General features: G+C 32.1%; 12 protein-coding genes. All 12 read left to right on the top strand.

All coding sequences use genetic code 11. The annotated features are described in order from the left end of the window. Positions 1–9 precede the first annotated feature (9 nt). The 12 genes from Hs30E_RS04095 to Hs30E_RS04040 all read left to right on the top strand — a co-directional run bounded on the left by Hs30E_RS04095 (position 10) and on the right by Hs30E_RS04040 (position 16,060). Complete coding sequence (locus Hs30E_RS04095; protein WP_172208205.1) at positions 10–819, top strand: ABC transporter permease; 810 nt, start codon at positions 10–12, stop codon at positions 817–819. Between the two features lie 42 nt (positions 820–861). Beyond that, entirely contained in the window at positions 862–1,299 is a 438-nt protein-coding gene (locus tag Hs30E_RS04090) for a hypothetical protein (RefSeq protein WP_172208204.1), read from the top strand. 44 nt (positions 1,300–1,343) lie between these two features. After that, on the top strand, positions 1,344–2,480 hold the full coding sequence (locus Hs30E_RS04085) for a CDP-glycerol glycerophosphotransferase family protein (RefSeq protein ID WP_228461988.1): 1,137 nt from the start codon (positions 1,344–1,346) through the stop codon (positions 2,478–2,480). After that, the gene (locus tag Hs30E_RS04080) at positions 2,477–3,586 is read left to right on the top strand and encodes a CDP-glycerol glycerophosphotransferase family protein (protein WP_172208202.1); all 1,110 of its coding nucleotides are present in this window, start codon (positions 2,477–2,479) and stop codon (positions 3,584–3,586) included. Before Hs30E_RS04085 ends, Hs30E_RS04080 begins: the two co-directional genes overlap by 4 nt. A gap of 44 nt (positions 3,587–3,630) precedes the next feature. Then, positions 3,631–5,082, top strand: coding sequence for a glycosyltransferase family 2 protein (locus Hs30E_RS04075; protein WP_371864135.1), 1,452 nt, complete (start codon positions 3,631–3,633; stop codon positions 5,080–5,082). A gap of 23 nt (positions 5,083–5,105) precedes the next feature. Continuing rightward, positions 5,106–7,856, top strand: coding sequence for a bifunctional glycosyltransferase/CDP-glycerol:glycerophosphate glycerophosphotransferase (locus Hs30E_RS04070; RefSeq protein ID WP_172208199.1), 2,751 nt, complete (start codon positions 5,106–5,108; stop codon positions 7,854–7,856). Positions 7,857–8,145: 289 nt separating this feature from the next. Next, positions 8,146–9,624, top strand: a complete 1,479-nt coding sequence (locus Hs30E_RS04065) for a glycosyltransferase family 2 protein (RefSeq protein WP_228461987.1) — start codon at positions 8,146–8,148, stop codon at positions 9,622–9,624. A 53-nt stretch (positions 9,625–9,677) separates the two neighbouring features. After that, complete coding sequence (locus tag Hs30E_RS04060) at positions 9,678–12,452, top strand: glycosyltransferase (protein WP_172208195.1); 2,775 nt, start codon at positions 9,678–9,680, stop codon at positions 12,450–12,452. Next, the gene (locus Hs30E_RS04055) at positions 12,445–13,341 is read left to right on the top strand and encodes a hypothetical protein (protein ID WP_172208193.1); all 897 of its coding nucleotides are present in this window, start codon (positions 12,445–12,447) and stop codon (positions 13,339–13,341) included. Before Hs30E_RS04060 ends, Hs30E_RS04055 begins: the two co-directional genes overlap by 8 nt. Then, positions 13,338–14,042 (top strand): IspD/TarI family cytidylyltransferase, encoded by a 705-nt coding sequence (locus Hs30E_RS04050; protein WP_172208191.1) that lies wholly within the window; start codon positions 13,338–13,340, stop codon positions 14,040–14,042. The genes Hs30E_RS04055 and Hs30E_RS04050 overlap by 4 nt, the downstream gene beginning before the upstream one ends. Before the next feature lies 1 nt (position 14,043). After that, on the top strand, positions 14,044–15,069 hold the full coding sequence (locus Hs30E_RS04045; RefSeq protein WP_172208189.1) for an alcohol dehydrogenase catalytic domain-containing protein: 1,026 nt from the start codon (positions 14,044–14,046) through the stop codon (positions 15,067–15,069). A 394-nt stretch (positions 15,070–15,463) separates the two neighbouring features. Beyond that, the gene (locus tag Hs30E_RS04040; RefSeq protein ID WP_172208187.1) at positions 15,464–16,060 is read left to right on the top strand and encodes a hypothetical protein; all 597 of its coding nucleotides are present in this window, start codon (positions 15,464–15,466) and stop codon (positions 16,058–16,060) included. The last annotated feature ends 105 nt before the right edge of the window (positions 16,061–16,165 follow it).

Below are 16,165 nucleotides of genomic sequence, written 5' to 3'. Positions count from 1 at the left end.
GAGATAGAAATGAAAAATGTTTTTCGATATATACGTGAACAGATAAGATATTTCCCTTTGATTGCTCGGATGACCAAGTATGATACTAAAAATAATTATACGAGCTATACATTGGGACGAATTTGGCAGTATGCCAATCCGATTATCCTAGCTGCTATTTATTATTTTATTTTTGGTTATGTTTTTAAGAGAGATTTTGGTGCAACCGAAGCACCATTTTTGCCTTGGTTATTGGTAGGAATGGCTGTCTGGGGAATTACAAATGGTACGGTACTTAGCAGTTTAAATAGCATTCTCAGTCAGCTTAATCTCTCCACTGCCTTAAAATTCCCAGTCAGTATCTCGCCGACGATTACTTTTTTTAGTGGTATTTTTGAGTTTTTTATCATGATGGTGATTGCTATTGGCATTTCATTTGCTAAAGGTTACCAACCAACGATTTATTGGCTTCAATTTATCTACTATACCTTAGCGCTTGTTATCTTTACTTTGGCTTATAGTCTCTTAAATGCAACGATAACAACATTGTTTAGAGATTATTCTCAAATAGTGAGGAGTGTTGGTCGAATGGGGATGATGATTTCGGGTGTCATGATGAATTTCCAATCCAATACTGTGCCGAGTTATATTAGAAAATTCATCCTACTGAATCCTTTTGCTTACCTTATTGAAGGCTTTAGAGATGCGGTGTTTTCAAAAGACTGGTTTTATCACAAATCAACATCTGGCTTATTTTTTTGGGCATTTACGATTGCTGTCTTAGTTCTAGGAACGCATTTGTTTTACAGATATGAAGAATCTTTCCGTGATTATCTGTAAGATGAATGTTATTGTACAGTAAAAATTAGACTAGGAGTTGTTATGCGTGAGAATCAGTCGTTACTTGCCAAGTTGAAAAATGTTGGGAATCCAATTTTTCTGGCAAAGATGATTAATGAGGTACGAAAATTTATCAATCAGCATCAAACGGAGTTTCCGCAAGGGGAAAATCGAGAGACTATTTATTTGGCTGTTTCTGATAAGGTGTTTAAATTGACCAACGGTAAAATTCTCACTTTAAAATCATTACCGAACAAAGGGAGTTTGATTCGGGTATCTCAAAGAGAATTGCAAGCCTTTGCTCAACTTCTTGAAGTAGAGTCTGATGACTTTGGTAAGCTGATAAAGGCGTTAGGAAAAAAAACAAATTTGAAACAGTATCAAAAAATTACGAAAAGTGTTGACACTTCTTTTGAGACCAATTTGACGTTCAATGATTTTGTTAAAATTGGCTTAAAATATAGCGGGGAAAAAAACTAAGTATGAAAATCATAGCTTACATCAGAAAGAAAGTATTTGCAATAATGATACCTTCTTTTTGGTCTGCTATGAATCTTTTTGTCAAAACTAATGATAAGACTGTTTTCTTCCTTGCTTTTGATGGTCGAGGTTATTTGGATAATCCCAAGGCAATTTTTGAAGGCTTACTAGCTGATTTAAGGTTTTGTGAGTATCAATTTGTTTGGGGTATGAATGAACAAACTAAAATTGATGGTGCTAAGCGTGTCAAAAAAGGCTCAATTCAGTATTTTTATTACCTATCAAAAGCAAAATACTGGGTAGTCAATGCTAAAATGCCAGAATATTTTGTTAAAAAATCTGACCAAATCTATTTGCAAACTTGGCACGGCACACCTTTGAAACGTTTGGCGCATGATTTGCCAGATAATGGTTTGACCTATTATCGTAGCAAGCAGTCCTATCGCGAGATGACACAGTCTTACGACAAGGACAGTAAATTGTGGGATTATTTAATTTCTGCCACGCCTTTTTCAACAGAAGTTTTCACGTCAGCTTTTCAGTTGCCAAGGGAAAAAATCATTGAAACGGGTTATCCACGTAATGATGTGTTAGTGACAGCTTCAGAGTCAGAGATCAAGCAAATCAAGGCAAAGTATCAGTTACCATCAGATAAAAAGGTAATTTTATATGCACCAACTTGGCGAGATAATACTTACAATCTTAAAGGTTACACCTTTGAGTTGCAGGTTGATTTTACTAAATGGCGGGAAGTTTTGGGGCAAGAGTATGTGATTCTTTTCAAACCTCACTATTTGATTGCAAGTAGATTTCAAGTCCCAACTGATTTGACGGACTTTGTTTATGAGCTACCAGCAAATGACGAAATTAGTGACCTTTATCTGATAAGCGATGTTTTAATTACCGATTATTCAAGTGTTTTCTTTGACTATGCGATTCTTAATCGTCCAATTTATTTTTATATGTCCGATTTTGCTACGTACAAAAATGACTTGCGTGGTTTCTATTTGAGTGTCCCTAAAGACTTGCCAAATGACATCTGCCAATCGGAAGATGACTTGCTTGAGGCAATCAATTCTGGAGTGTTTGATTACCAACGCTTGTCAGAATTTAATCAAAAATTTAATCAATTACAAGATGGTATGGCAACAAAAAGAGTGATAAAGGAGGTATTTGGATGAAAATTAAGAATATTATTTTGACAATTATCTTGTCAATTTTCTATCCTTTTTCGCTTTTACAAAAAGTAAATCCAAATAAGATCTCTTTTATTTCACTCGAGAGTACCGAATTAACGAAAGATTTTGAAATTGTTAATCAAGAATTGGTCAAATCGGGAGCATATGAATTAGAATATATTCTATTTAATTACTCACAGAGTTTGAGAAGTGAGTTTGATTACGTCATTGCCTGTATCAAGCAACTTTTTGCGATTAACCGCTCTCACTTGGTTTTGCTTGATTTTAACAATTTTGTTGTCTCAAAATTTAAGCGCAAAAATGGTGTAAAAGTTCTCCAACTTTGGCATGCTTCAGGCGCTATTAAAAAATTTGGTAACACGGTGACACGTGATTATCAGATTAAAAACTACGATTATACGATTGTTAATTCTGAATTTTTTGTTGCCCCGTTTGCGCAAGCTTTCAATATTAAAAAAGAAAATGTTAAAATAACGGGGATTCCAGAAACAGATAAATTGTTTAATGGTCAGCGTATTTCTGATAATGAATCTTATTTTTATGCAAAGTATCCGCAGTTAGAAAATAAAACAATCGTGACTTATGCGCCAACTTTTCGTGGTAGAGTTGGGACTGGCTTTCGTGAAATTGAAATTGACTTAGATTTCATTCAAAAATCATTGGGCAATGAGTATGCCATTATTTATAAACCGCATCCATTGATTACCAATTCCAAATATCAAAATAATCAAAATATTGTTTATATGTCAGAGGAATTTATTGAGAAAATTTTTGCGATAACTGATATTTTAGTTAGTGATTATTCTGCGATTATCTATGAATTTTTGGTAACAAAGCGCCCAATTATTGCCTATGTTCCTGATTTGACCGAGTATTCCTCGAATCCTGGTGTTCTTTTTGATTATGATCAAGAATTTCCAGGTGCGATTGCGAAAAACAATCAAGAACTAGTAGATGAAATCAGATTTATTTCTGATGATGACAAAAGGCGAGAAAAATTATATAATAAAGTATTCAAGTATAGAGACGGTAAATCAACACAACGTGTTATGACACTTATTGAAAATATCATGCTAGATAAGTTGTAATAGACTTTAAGCCGAAGAAAGGAGGAAAGACAGTTGTGAAAGACTTGACTAAAACGCAAGAATTTCAAGCATTTCAATATGATTTAGCTGATAAGTCATGGCAAGATAAAGTAGCTTCTTTCCAACTGACGACTTCTGAAATTGTCACGCCTAATCCAAAAGTTTCAGTTATTATTGCGAATTTCAATAATGCGCCATATCTAAATAAGATGATGGACTCGCTTACGGCGCAAACGCTTGGAATGGCTAACATTCAGGTTATGTTTATTGATGACAAGTCAACGGACAACTCAATTGCTATTATTAAACCTTATCTTACTAAAAATCCGAATATTGAGCTTTATCAGCTAGATGAAAATACAGGTGGTGCGCATGGTCCAAGAAATGTTGGCTTGCTCAATGCGCGAGGAGAATATTTAGTTATATTGGATGCTGATGACTGGTATGATGATAAGGCATTAAAATATTTGTCTGATTTATTGGATGAATCAGGTGATGATTTTGCTGTTTCAGGTCTTGTTCAAAGTGTTGATGGGCATTTATCATTGAAAAGTAAGCCTTATTATGTTGACGGTGACTTTAAAAATCGCTCAATCCAAGAATTACCAACTGAATTTTATGGTTGGTTAGGACCGCAATCAATTATGTTGCGACGTTCACTTGTTGTCAAGCATAACTTGCATTTTGTTGATCAACGTGTTGCAGATGATGTGACCTTTTTCTATGAAGCTATGCGTTTTGCCAAGATAATCACGCAAGGTAAGGAATTGACAACTTATCTCAATCGCGATGCGGATAATACCAGTCTGAGTCAAGCAATTAACCGAAATTTCATGATGTCATGGCTGCGAGCTTTGAGTTATATCAACGAAACATTTCCAGATGATACCTCAAAAGAACGCTTTCTTTCGCGGCGAATTGAGTGGTTGATTCATGATTTTTGTCTTAAGAGAAATATTGGTTACAAGTTTAGTAAAGCACGCTTGCAAGATTTCAAAGCGCAACTAGATTTATATCTTGGCAATATTAAATTTGACCCGAGTCCTTATTTTAGAAATGATTTTCGGAAAACAGCTTGGCTTTATTTGAAAAATAACGATATTTCGGGTTTGTATCGCTTTATCTACCTTTTTTCGGTTCGTTGGGTCTTGAATCGGAAATTGAACATGAAGACAGTGAGCAATCAGGTTTATTATTATCCACAACTTTTGCCACTATTGACCAAAACAAGACTTGAAGCCTATGCAGTAGCTGAAAGTTTGATTGAGGGAACATTAAAACTCAAAGTATTTTCATATAAAAAACTTGTTGGATTTGAAATTTTTGATTTAGCGCAGCCTTTTGAATCAAGAAAAGAGCTAACCTATCGAAAATTATCAGAAACAGACTTTGAAGTCAATTTGCCCAAAGGATATGAAAATAATAAAAGTCGTTTTGTTGTGATTTTTGAGGGGTATTTTGAGATTGGGGTGCAGAGATTTGCAAGTGTTATGTGAAATTGCTGTTAAGGGAGACTAAAATGGTAAAGGTTAATTGTATTATACCAGCTTACAATGTTGGTAGATATTTAGATGATGCGATAAAAAGCGTTATTAATCAGACAATGGGTTTTTCAGAAATTAATTTAATCATTGTAAATGATGGTAGTGAAGATAATACAGAAATGGTTGTCAAAGAATATCAAAAGCACTATGCCAATATTTATTATATCTATCAAGAAAATAAAGGTGTTTCTGCGGCTCGTAACGCAGGACTGGAGTTTTGTGAAAAAAACTTACCTGCTCCCTACCTCTGTTTTCTTGATGGTGATGACAAGTATGATCAATATCAAGTTGAGAGATTGACGAGATTTTTTGACCAACAAGATTATCGTTTAAATGATTTGAAAAATGACAAATATTCAGATGAGAAAGATTTGGTTTCTCCTGATGTTGTCTTTTTGCCTATCAAAATATTTGAGAAAAATGATGATGTTCATTATTCATATAAAGTGATTAATCGCGGTAGAACGCGTATTATCAATCTTGAGGAAAGCCATGTTTTCTTCTCACATGTCAATTCAGCTATGTTTAGAACTTCAGCAATTAAAGGAGAACGTTTTGATGAAAATTTAAAAATCTCTGAGGATGCGCAGTTTTTAATCAAAATTTTACTTAAAACGAACCATGCTGGTTGGCTAAATAATGGTAGAATATACTATTATCTCCGTAAAAGAGCTGATGAGTCAAGCGCGATAGACACGGCAGATTCTAATCCAGCCTTATATGCACGCATTGCATATTATAAGAAAGAGTTTGAGGACTATCTCTTTACTCAGGAAACAATTCCAAGAGTGGTACAAAGCAGTGTTTTATATGATATTCATTGGTTTAAGTCTCCAAACAATGACCCATTAAAACATGGTATTGACTTAGATATAGATGCTGCAATTGAAGATGTAAGATATTTAATTCAAAATATTGATGACGATTTGCTAGATCAAAACTATATTCCCTATTGGCTTAAAGCCTATTTTAAGGAAATGAAATATGGTGTTATAAAAGTAATAAACGATATTGAACCTAAGTTTTTCTTTGGTGAACATTTTTTTGAAACTCTTGGTGGTAGTATTCAAATTCAATGGATTAAGCAAAATAGCAAGAAATTTATAATACGTGGTTTCTTTGTAAAACCAACCTATGATAACATTGAATTAGTTGCTAAAATTGATAAAAAAATGGTTAAAGCTACTGTCCAAAAAAGTTATCATAATGACAAAAAAACTTTTCTAGGACGAGAAATTTTCCCAGCTATGGATTTTGTCATTGCCTTTGATTTGCCGAAATTGAAGTCGAATAAAACGTATAGCTTTGAAGTTTATTTTAAATATAAAAATAAATTGGTTGCACCGCAAAAAATGACTCATGCTTGGACATCACGTTTTTACGATAAAAATAGACTTTATGTTGGTGAAGAGACGCTTGTTACGACAAGTCATTTAGGAAATGCTTTTAACATCCAGAAAATTTCAGATAGAAGTTCTTTTGCAAATAGTGTGTTATCTCAAAAACGAAATTATGCGGATGGCTATTTATTTGCTCGTTTTATGGAGTATTTTGAGCAGTATCGAAATAAACGCATTTGGCTTTTTATTGATCGACCAACTGCGATTGGTGATAATGCGGAGGCGCTATTTAGATATTGTGCAAACATAAAAGATGGCGTTGAAAAATATATGGTTATCCCAGATTCTAGCTATTTTCCACAATTTGAAGGTGTTAGTAGCAGGATAATTGTTTATGGTAGCTTTGAGTACAAGTTTTTGTTGATGTTTGCTGAAAAAGTTATTTCAAGTACGACATTTTTTGAATATGTCAATTATAAAACGAATATTCCAGCCTATCAATTTAAAAAAATTGCGCAAGCCTTGTCTAGTACACAGCAAGTTTTTCTTCAACATGGTATAACAAAAGATTATGGTATCATCAACTCTTATCTTAATGCAACAGCTAAAGATATTGACTTGATGTTTACTGTAACTAAAAAAGAAACTGAACTTTTTCTTAGCGATGAGGCTGGTTTTACAGACAAGCAAGTTAAATTAACGGGTTTTCCGCGCTATGATTTACTAAAAAATAATCCCGAAAAAATTGTAACTTATGTTCCGACTTGGCGAAATAAGTACAGTCATGATGACGATAGCTACAATCCTGATTTTAAAAAGACAGACTTGTTTCAGTCAATCAATGATTTCTTAAATGATCAAGTATTGCTGGATAATCTTCGTGAAAATGGTTATAAGCTGTATTTTAAGGTTCATCCTAAAATGCAAGTTCAGGTTGCTGATTTTGATGTGCCAGATGATGTTGACATTATTGCTAATGAGATGACCTATAATGAGCTTTACGAAAAGTCAGCCATCATGATTACAGATTTTTCAAGTGCTGTTTTTGATTTTGCTTATCTCAGAAAGCCTGTTATTTATTATCAACCAGTTGAACCAGAATATGAGCAGGATGAAGAACTGTTTAGTTATGAACATAATGGTTTCGGTGAGGTATTTTCTCAGCAAGATGAGACAGTAGCTAAAATCATTGCTTATATCGAAAACGGTAGTAAAATGTCTGAAAAATATGCCAACCGTGTGGATAAATTCTTCGTTTATCAAGACAAACGAAATTCTGAGCGAGTTTATAATGAAATTAAGGAATTACCTAAGCGTAGAGTGAAACATCATGTATTAAGGAGAGGGTATGTTAAAATATTGAAAGTTTTACAAAGAAAATCGTAATATTATCTTGTCTGACTTCTCAAAGCTTTTTGAAAAGAACAAAGAGAGTAGAATATGATAAAATAGTTTCTGTTTTATATGAAACCACTCTTTTGATATAACTTGTGCAAAGAACTTTAGGAGTCTACCTTTAAAAATAAAGTAATATGGGAAGACTTAAATAATTCTAATTTACAGGTGCATGCGGAGTTTTTGATTGAGGATTTAGATGTAGTGAAAGTTCTACAAATTCTTTCACATTATATTGATATAGAATGCTTTTCTTATGAATGAAAGAGTGGAGAGAAAAATGTTATTAAGTGTTATCGTAACGACGTATAATTTAAATAAGTTAGATGAAAAGAATGAAGAGCCGATTATTAAGCAAACTTTGAATTCGTTAGTTAATCAGACTTTTGATAAAAGTAAATTTGAAGTTATAATTATTGATGATTGTTCAGTTGATGGGACGTTTGAAATTATCAAAGAGTATGAGCGTGATAACGAAAATATGAAGGCTTATACATTGCTGACTAATTCTGGTGGACCAAGTAAACCTAGAAATGTTGGGCTGTCGTTTGCTCGTTCAGAATATGTTACTTTTTTGGATGGTGATGATTATTATGGTAAATATGCTTTTGAAAAAATAGCCAATCATATCTTAAAGGAAGATTTTGATTTAGCTTATCTGAAGCGTTTTTCTCCTGATGGTCGATCTGTTCCAAGAGGGTCTGCTCATGGTAATAGTTTGGTAATGAGGGATAGTGATATTATTCAACACTGGATGTATAGTGAAAATGCACCAGGGATTAAAGTTATAAAAAGAGAATTAATAGCTAATAATTGTATTTATTTCAATGAGTCAGTTCACTGGGGAGAGGATAGAATTTTTGGTATGGAACTATTGACTCAAAGTTCTCTTAAAACAATTATTTTAAATGACTACGAGTACTATTATTGGCGTACTTCTATTGCGGAACAAGGTTTGACTGCTAAAAAGTGGTCAAAAGAGATGTATCATCAGAACGCTCATAAAGTCAATGAATTTTTAAACCAAAAAATTGCTATTAATCCAGAAAATATTTATTTTAAAGAATTGTGGTATAAATTTTTTTCATATGAATTTAGAAGTTTACCCATGGTAGATGAGGAACTGATAAAAAATGTCATAAGTTATGCTAAATTTGAATTGGATTTTTCAAAATTTGATAAGGATATTCGGAATAAAGTTATTCTTAGTAGTCAATTTGGTTTATCTTTTTCGGAAATTGAAAATTTAAAAAAGAAAAGGGCAAATGTGTTTACAAAAGGTAAACAGAGTTATATATATAAGGAAAACGAAACTTATTTTAGGAAAATCGAATACTTTCCTTCCTTGGATTTAGATCTTACTTATTCTTTCGTTGTAGAAAAATGTGAGTTTTCTGAAAAAAAGTTTAGAATTATCGTTGTGCCAAATATGAGTATTCCAAAAGATGAATTTCTTAACATAAATCTATTTTCTCAAACAGTGATAGAGGGTCAAGAAATCGAAGTCTATTTTTCAAAAATTATTAGTGATTTTGAAATTATTTTTGAATTAGATTATCTAAATCTGATAGCGCCCAAGGGACCAAAAGGCTGGTGGAAATTAATTTTTGAATTTGATGAAACTAGAAAAAGAATGACTGGAGATGATTTTTCAGATAAAATAGATGTCAACTTTATTTCAATAATAAAAGAAGAAGGGAGCTGGAAATTGACAGCTCATCCTAATGGATTTATTGATTTACATTGGTATCCGATTTGAAAAACAGAGTTATAAAATGTACTATAAAAATTTAATGAAACAAGGTGGAAAATATGGGTTTTAAAATAAGAAATCAGAATATTGAAGAAGGAGGAGAAAAATATTTAGTTTTTTCTCGAGGTATTAGTGTCATCATACCGTTTTACAACGCTGGTAAAACGCTTTTGGAAACTTGTGAGTCTTTAATCAATCAAAAAAAAACAAAAGATTTGAAAATTGAAGTAATTTTAGTTGATAATAATTCAACAGATGCTAGCGTAAACATTGCAAAAGGATTTTCAATGATTTATCCAGAGACTTTTCGTTATATCTTATGTGAGGCACAAGGTGTTTCGAATGCTCGAAACTATGGAATAAGTCATGCTACATGTGAATATATTATGTTTTTAGATGCGGACGACACATATTCGGAAACAACGCTTCAAGATGTTTATACTTTTTTTAAAAAAAATAACAGAGAGATTGATATTGTTTTTTTCTCACGTTTTTTTATGTATGTTGATAATGAGGGGAATAAGACTTATAAATCTCATCCAAGAAATAAATTCTTTAAAGAGACGGGGCTTTATGAAGAAAATAAAAATAATTACATGAGTTATTTTATGACACTTAATATTGCAATTAAAAATGATAATTTAAATAAATTTGATGTCAATGTTCCGTACGGTGAAGATATGCTTTTCATTTCGAGTATTTTGGGTCGAAATAATAAAATTGGCTTTGTCGCGAGTGCGCATTATAATTATCGATTTTCTGAATATTCTACTATCAATAAATTTCAATCACCAGTTTATAGTGCAGATTTGATTTTGGATAATATGACTAAGCAGTTTGCACCCTATATTGAGAATGGTTTAGAAGTTCCTAAACAAGTTCAGAGCATAGCATTAAATGAAATTGTTTGGCGATATGAAAGTCTGTCAAATAAATTATTCCCCTACCATTTGTCAAAAGAAAAATATCGTAAATGGGAAATACGTTTGAGAGACTTATTACGATTGATTGATGATGAGATTATACTAGACTATTCAACCATGGACTTTTTCCATAGGATGTCTCTTTTTTTGATGAAAGAAGAGCGTTTGAAGGTTGCTGTTTTTGATAATATTGATTTTAGAAAAAATGGTGTAAAGTTCTATCAAGAAGAAAATTTTGAAACTGTTATTTCTGACTTTAAAATTGTGGATAATAAGCTAGTTTTATATGCGTTCTTAAAGATGAAATTAGCAGAATTAGTCAACATCAATGTTTTTGCATCTGTGAATGGTCTTGAGATTGAATTATCAACATGGGAAAGTATTTCGGGGCGTTATCGTAAAAGAGAAATCTCGAACCTATTTCCAGCTTATAAATTTGAATTTGATCTGGGAGAGTTAAATTTAGAAAATAAAATTGAAATTTATTTTTATTATAAAATAAACGGTAAAACATTTAATATTAAAAAATATTATAATATTAAAAATAGAATTTTAGATATTAATGATAAAATATTTGATTTTGATGATTCGAGTGCCGTTTTGGCAGAGTCAACAGTTTATGATATAAGAATTCAATGGTTAAAAAATTTCCATTTTATTCTTTCAAAGCTTTCAAAAAATGAAAGTTTTGAAGATTACGAAGATAAAACAGTGCATTCATTGAAAAATATTAAAGATTTGAGAGATTACGCTATAAGTGTTATTGATAATGCTAGGAATGTTTGGTTGTATGTTGATAATTTTAACACAATTGACAATGCGTTTTTTCAATATATGAATGATTGTAAAAAAGATGATGAAATTGAGCGTTATTATATTTATCATAAAGATTTTTTGTATCTAGGAAAATATATGATGGATCAAAAAATTGATATGACTGGAATGAAATTTGTTCAGTATGGTAGTGGAGAGCATAGAAAATTGATGGTAAGAACGTCAGTTATCTTAGCTTCCTACAATGAATATTTTGCAACAGTAGTACCTTTTTCCCGAAAGGAAATGATTGGTTTGACAGATGTTTTAAGGTTTAAATATATTTATCTTCAGCATGGAGTACTTCATGCTAAAGCACCGCAAACCTATGATGTAGAAAGAACTTATATAGATAAAATTGTTATTTCCTCTGACTATGAACGGGAAGTTTTTACAAAAGAACTTCATTATGATGATTCAAGTCTTTTACAAGTTGGGATGAGCCGATTTGACATGCCAATCAATAAAGAGAATAAAGTAAATCGCATTTTGTTTGCCCCAAGTTGGAGAGATAATTTTGTTGGCGATTTAAATAAATTTGATGAAAATGGTAATAGAAGTATTGATATTGAACTATTCATCCATAGCCAGTATTACAAATCTCTAACAAAAATAATATCTTCTAAATCGCTTAATAAATTCTTAGAATCTAATAAATTGGATCTAGATATCAAGTTACACCCTATTTTTTCAGGTGCAATGGAAATTTTACAACCACTTATTGAAGGTAAAAAAAATATCCATATTCTTGAGGAACAAACTGTTGATTCAGCTAACTATTTAATATTTGTAACTGATTTTTCCTCTTTTGTTTTTGATGCAGTTGCTAATAAAACACCGATTGTTTACTATGAACTAGATAGAGATGAATTTCTTGCAGGTAATCACTCATACCGCGAATTTTACCTTGGTTTTGAATTTGGTGATGTTGTAGATAATGTAGCGGATTTTATGGAAAAACTTCAAAAAATTATTCAAAATAATTACCAAGTAGAGTCGAAATATTTAGAAAAAATGAATTCGTTTTATAATTTCCCAGAACATCCATGTGAAGCGCTTTATCAAGAATTAATGGCAATGGAGGAATCTTATGACTGATAGGACAGTAAAGACAATTATTAATGTTAAAAGTATGGCAACATCTCCGCTTACTTGGAAAGATTATTCAAAAATGGTTGAGTATGCAATAGATAATAATGTGGTGGACTTTATCTTCTCTAACGATGATATTGATTACAATTATTATGTTGAGAGTCGCTTTTTTAAAATGATTAGTATTGCTAAGATTAATGTTGGGATTGGTGGTAAAACTGTTGATTATATTAAGAATAAAATTGGTATTCACTATGCAATAAATTCTTTATTTCCCATTGAAATTGATGGACTTTTAGAACATCTTAAACAAAAAACAATTACATCAGCTTACCTTGAATATTCATGTGAAGAGGCTGAATTAATGAACAGTATCTTAAGAGATATTGTTGATTTGAAATCAAAAAATAAAATATTACAAATTGGGGTATTAGTATCAGAATCTGAAGTAATTGATATGATTTCTAATACAAAAGATATTGTTGATTTTGATTATTTGATTTTAAAAGATGAAAGCTTTATTAGCGATTTATTTTTTGAAAGACTTCCAAGAAATATAAAAATTTATTATCAATCGGAACTGTATAATGAGATTTTTTCACTAATAAATCTTTTATATAGAGCAGATCCTATTCTGCGAACAAAATTATTTGAAGATGTCCGACTTAAAAAGTTTTTAGAAGAATTTTTGATAAGTTATAATTTTGAAACGTTTCAAAATATTATGAAATATAACAAAATATCTGGAATTGTTTTAAATGCAGATAATCCTGAAGTACTGGAAAGAATGCTCTCAATTTCTGGACAGGAAAGAAAATTAGAAATACCTGTTGATTTGATTAGTTATATTAACTATCTTAAGGAAAATGATAGAGAAGGCTGGTGGAAATCATGATTTACGCACACATTATGGCAGGTGGTATTGGAAAACGTATGGGTAACACACCTTTACCTAAACAGTTTTTAAAGCTTGGCAGTAAACCAATCATTGTTCATACGGTCGAAAAATTCATTTTAAATGATCAGTTTGAACTCATTATCGTTTCGACACCCAAAATTTGGGTTGATTATACCAAAGAAATTTTCGAGAAATTTGGTGTAACTGATGAACGTATTCGTATCATTGAGGGTGGCTCTGAGCGTAATGATACGCTTGAAAAGGCATTGGAATTTATCGAGGAAACGAATGGTATTAGCGAAACTGATTCTATCGTTGTACATGATGCGGTTCGCCCATTTGTGTCTAAAAAAATCATTGATGATAATATCAAAGCACTTGAAAAATACAAGGCAGTTGATACTGTTGTGCCTGCTTTCGATACAATTGTTCGTGGAAATGGCAAGGAAGTCACTGAAATCCCTGTTCGTGATGAGATGTATCAAGGTCAAACGCCTCAGAGTTTTAACATTATGACATTCATTGAAAGTTATGCCAAACTCTCTAGTGAACAAAAAGTGATTCTCAGTGATTCGGCAAAAATTGTCCTATTATCGGGAGAAAAAGTTGCTATGGTGGAGGGGGATAACTCAAATATGAAAGTCACAACGCCGTATGATTTGCGAATTGCTAACGCAATTCTTTCCGAGGGACATTGACATGTTAAATAGTGTATATCGTTTAGTTTCACCGAAACAAATTGAGAAAGTCGTGGTTGATGAGCAAGTTACTGGGGATACGGTAATTGTTCGACCGACGAACCTTTCGATTTGTCATGCGGATCAGCGTTATTTTAATGGTTTACGTGACAAGGAAATTCTTAACCAAAAATTGCCTATGGCGCTTATCCATGAAGGTATGGGGGAGGTTGTCAAAGATTATTCAGGCGAGTTTGAGGTTGGAGAGCGTGTGATTATCGTTCCCAATACACCTTTTGAGCATGATGATATTGTTCAAGAGAATTATCTGTCAACATCCAAGTTTAGGTCATCTGGTTATGATGGATTGATGCAAGAGTATGTCTTTGCACGAAAAGATCGCTTAGTTCGGGTGTTGCCTGATGTGCCATCAAATGTTGCTGCCTATACTGAGCTGATTAGTGTAGCTATGCACGGTATCAAACGACTTGAGCGAGTAGAAAATTCTGATAAAAAAATATTCGGTGTTTGGGGTGATGGCAATTTAGGTTACATTGTTTCCATTTTATTGAAAAGTCTTTATCCAAACTCTAAATTATATGTTTTTGGTAAAGAGGAAGGGAAACTTGAGATGTTTTCGTTTGTTGATGAAACTTTCACGATTGATGCGATTCCAGAGGAGTTGAAAGTTTCTAATGCTTTGGAATGTGCTGGCGGAAAAGGGAGTCAGTATGCCTTAGACCAAATCATTGATCATATCAAACCACAAGGTTCAATTGCTTTGATGGGAGTTTCTGAAAATCCAATTGAAGTTCGTACACGAATGATACTTGAGAAAGGATTGACTCTCTCAGGTTCTTCTCGTTCGGGAGTAGAGGATTTTAAAGATACGATTAATTTTCTTTCAAAATACGAAACTGCACGAAAACGTTTTGAAAATCTTGTCGGAATTGAGAGAAAAATTACAACGATTATGGATATTTATACATTCTTTGAGGAAGATTTAGCTAGTTCTTGGGGAAAATCGGTTATGAAATGGGAAATTTAGTGTTGTCTTAAATAATATTCGAAAATAAGGAATATATTTAAATTAAAGAAAGACAATGATTTAGCTAAGCTTTTATTGGTAACATAGTAGTAATTTTTTATCAAGGTGATAAGAATACGAATAAAGCGGAGAAATATCATGGAAAAGTTATTTTATTTTTGAGAGGGAAAACTCCCAGGTTATTTGAAACTTTGCTTAGAAACATTGAAAAAGTTTGAACCTGATTTTGAAATTATTGTTTTAAATCGGAAAAATTTAGAAACATATATTCATGATGTAGAAATTCCGTCTAGTTTAATTTGAAGATTTTGGTTTGACAGTTCAAAGTGATGTTATAACTTCTTTGGTCTTATCAGAACATGTGGGATATTTACTGATGTTGATATGATTTATATTGGAGGGGGGAGAGAAGTTTCAAAGAAAAAATGATTTTGTAATTAATGGGGCTAATTTAGCTTTGATTTCTGTATCTAAACCGTATAATCCACTTATTTCTTGTTATAGAGATATGCAGATAAGTAAGTTGAAGATGAGAGTAGCGACTGGTCAACAAACGGCTTGGAACTATCTTGGTAATAGTATTATTGACCCTTTGTTAGTTAATAATCCCAAGGTTACTTCAATCGAATTTGAAGAAAGCCAAGCATTTCTTGAAACTACTCTAGGTTTTGGTTATGCTCAAGAGGCATATAAAAATATTTATTTTAATAATTCATTCGATGTGAGACAAGTCTTGAGAAAGAATGCACTAGGTATTTTGTTCTTACATAACTCGTGGACTTCTCAAAAATATAGGGAAATGAATAAAGAAGAATTTTTAAAGACTGATACAACATTAGCAAATATTTTTCGCTTTCTACTTGATGAAAAAATGACAGCTGAGACTGTTTTGCAAATAAAAGAAGAACAAGTTGAAAAGAGATATTTACCCTCAAAACTTCCGAAGTTTGATGTTAATGAGAATGTAAAATTAGACTTCTCCCAAAAATAAAAAAATTTGTTATACTATAGTCATGAACTATGAATCCCTCAGCAAACTCAGCGATAGCCATTTTAAACGTCTAGTTGGCGTTAAACGTCCAACCTTTGAATCTAT

Origin of the sequence: Pseudolactococcus hodotermopsidis, assembly GCF_011170085.1 — a bacterium.
Taxonomy (GTDB): domain Bacteria; phylum Bacillota; class Bacilli; order Lactobacillales; family Streptococcaceae; genus Pseudolactococcus; species Pseudolactococcus hodotermopsidis.
This window is presented reverse-complemented; position numbering and strand designations above follow the sequence as displayed.

Excerpts from the sequence above, each read along its gene's own strand:
- Hs30E_RS04060 (WP_172208195.1), top strand. The coding sequence starts at position 9,678 with ATGGGTTTTAAAATAAGAAATCAGAATATTGAAGAAGGAGGAGAAAAA.
- Hs30E_RS04045 (WP_172208189.1), top strand. The coding sequence starts at position 14,044 with ATGTTAAATAGTGTATATCGTTTAGTTTCACCGAAACAAATTGAGAAA.
- Hs30E_RS04085 (WP_228461988.1), top strand. The coding sequence starts at position 1,344 with ATGATACCTTCTTTTTGGTCTGCTATGAATCTTTTTGTCAAAACTAAT.
- Hs30E_RS04050 (WP_172208191.1), top strand. The coding sequence starts at position 13,338 with ATGATTTACGCACACATTATGGCAGGTGGTATTGGAAAACGTATGGGT.
- Hs30E_RS04090 (WP_172208204.1), top strand. The coding sequence starts at position 862 with ATGCGTGAGAATCAGTCGTTACTTGCCAAGTTGAAAAATGTTGGGAAT.
- Hs30E_RS04095 (WP_172208205.1), top strand. The coding sequence starts at position 10 with ATGAAAAATGTTTTTCGATATATACGTGAACAGATAAGATATTTCCCT.
- Hs30E_RS04070 (WP_172208199.1), top strand. The coding sequence starts at position 5,106 with ATGGTAAAGGTTAATTGTATTATACCAGCTTACAATGTTGGTAGATAT.
- Hs30E_RS04055 (WP_172208193.1), top strand. The coding sequence starts at position 12,445 with ATGACTGATAGGACAGTAAAGACAATTATTAATGTTAAAAGTATGGCA.
- Hs30E_RS04065 (WP_228461987.1), top strand. The coding sequence starts at position 8,146 with ATGTTATTAAGTGTTATCGTAACGACGTATAATTTAAATAAGTTAGAT.
- Hs30E_RS04080 (WP_172208202.1), top strand. The coding sequence starts at position 2,477 with ATGAAAATTAAGAATATTATTTTGACAATTATCTTGTCAATTTTCTAT.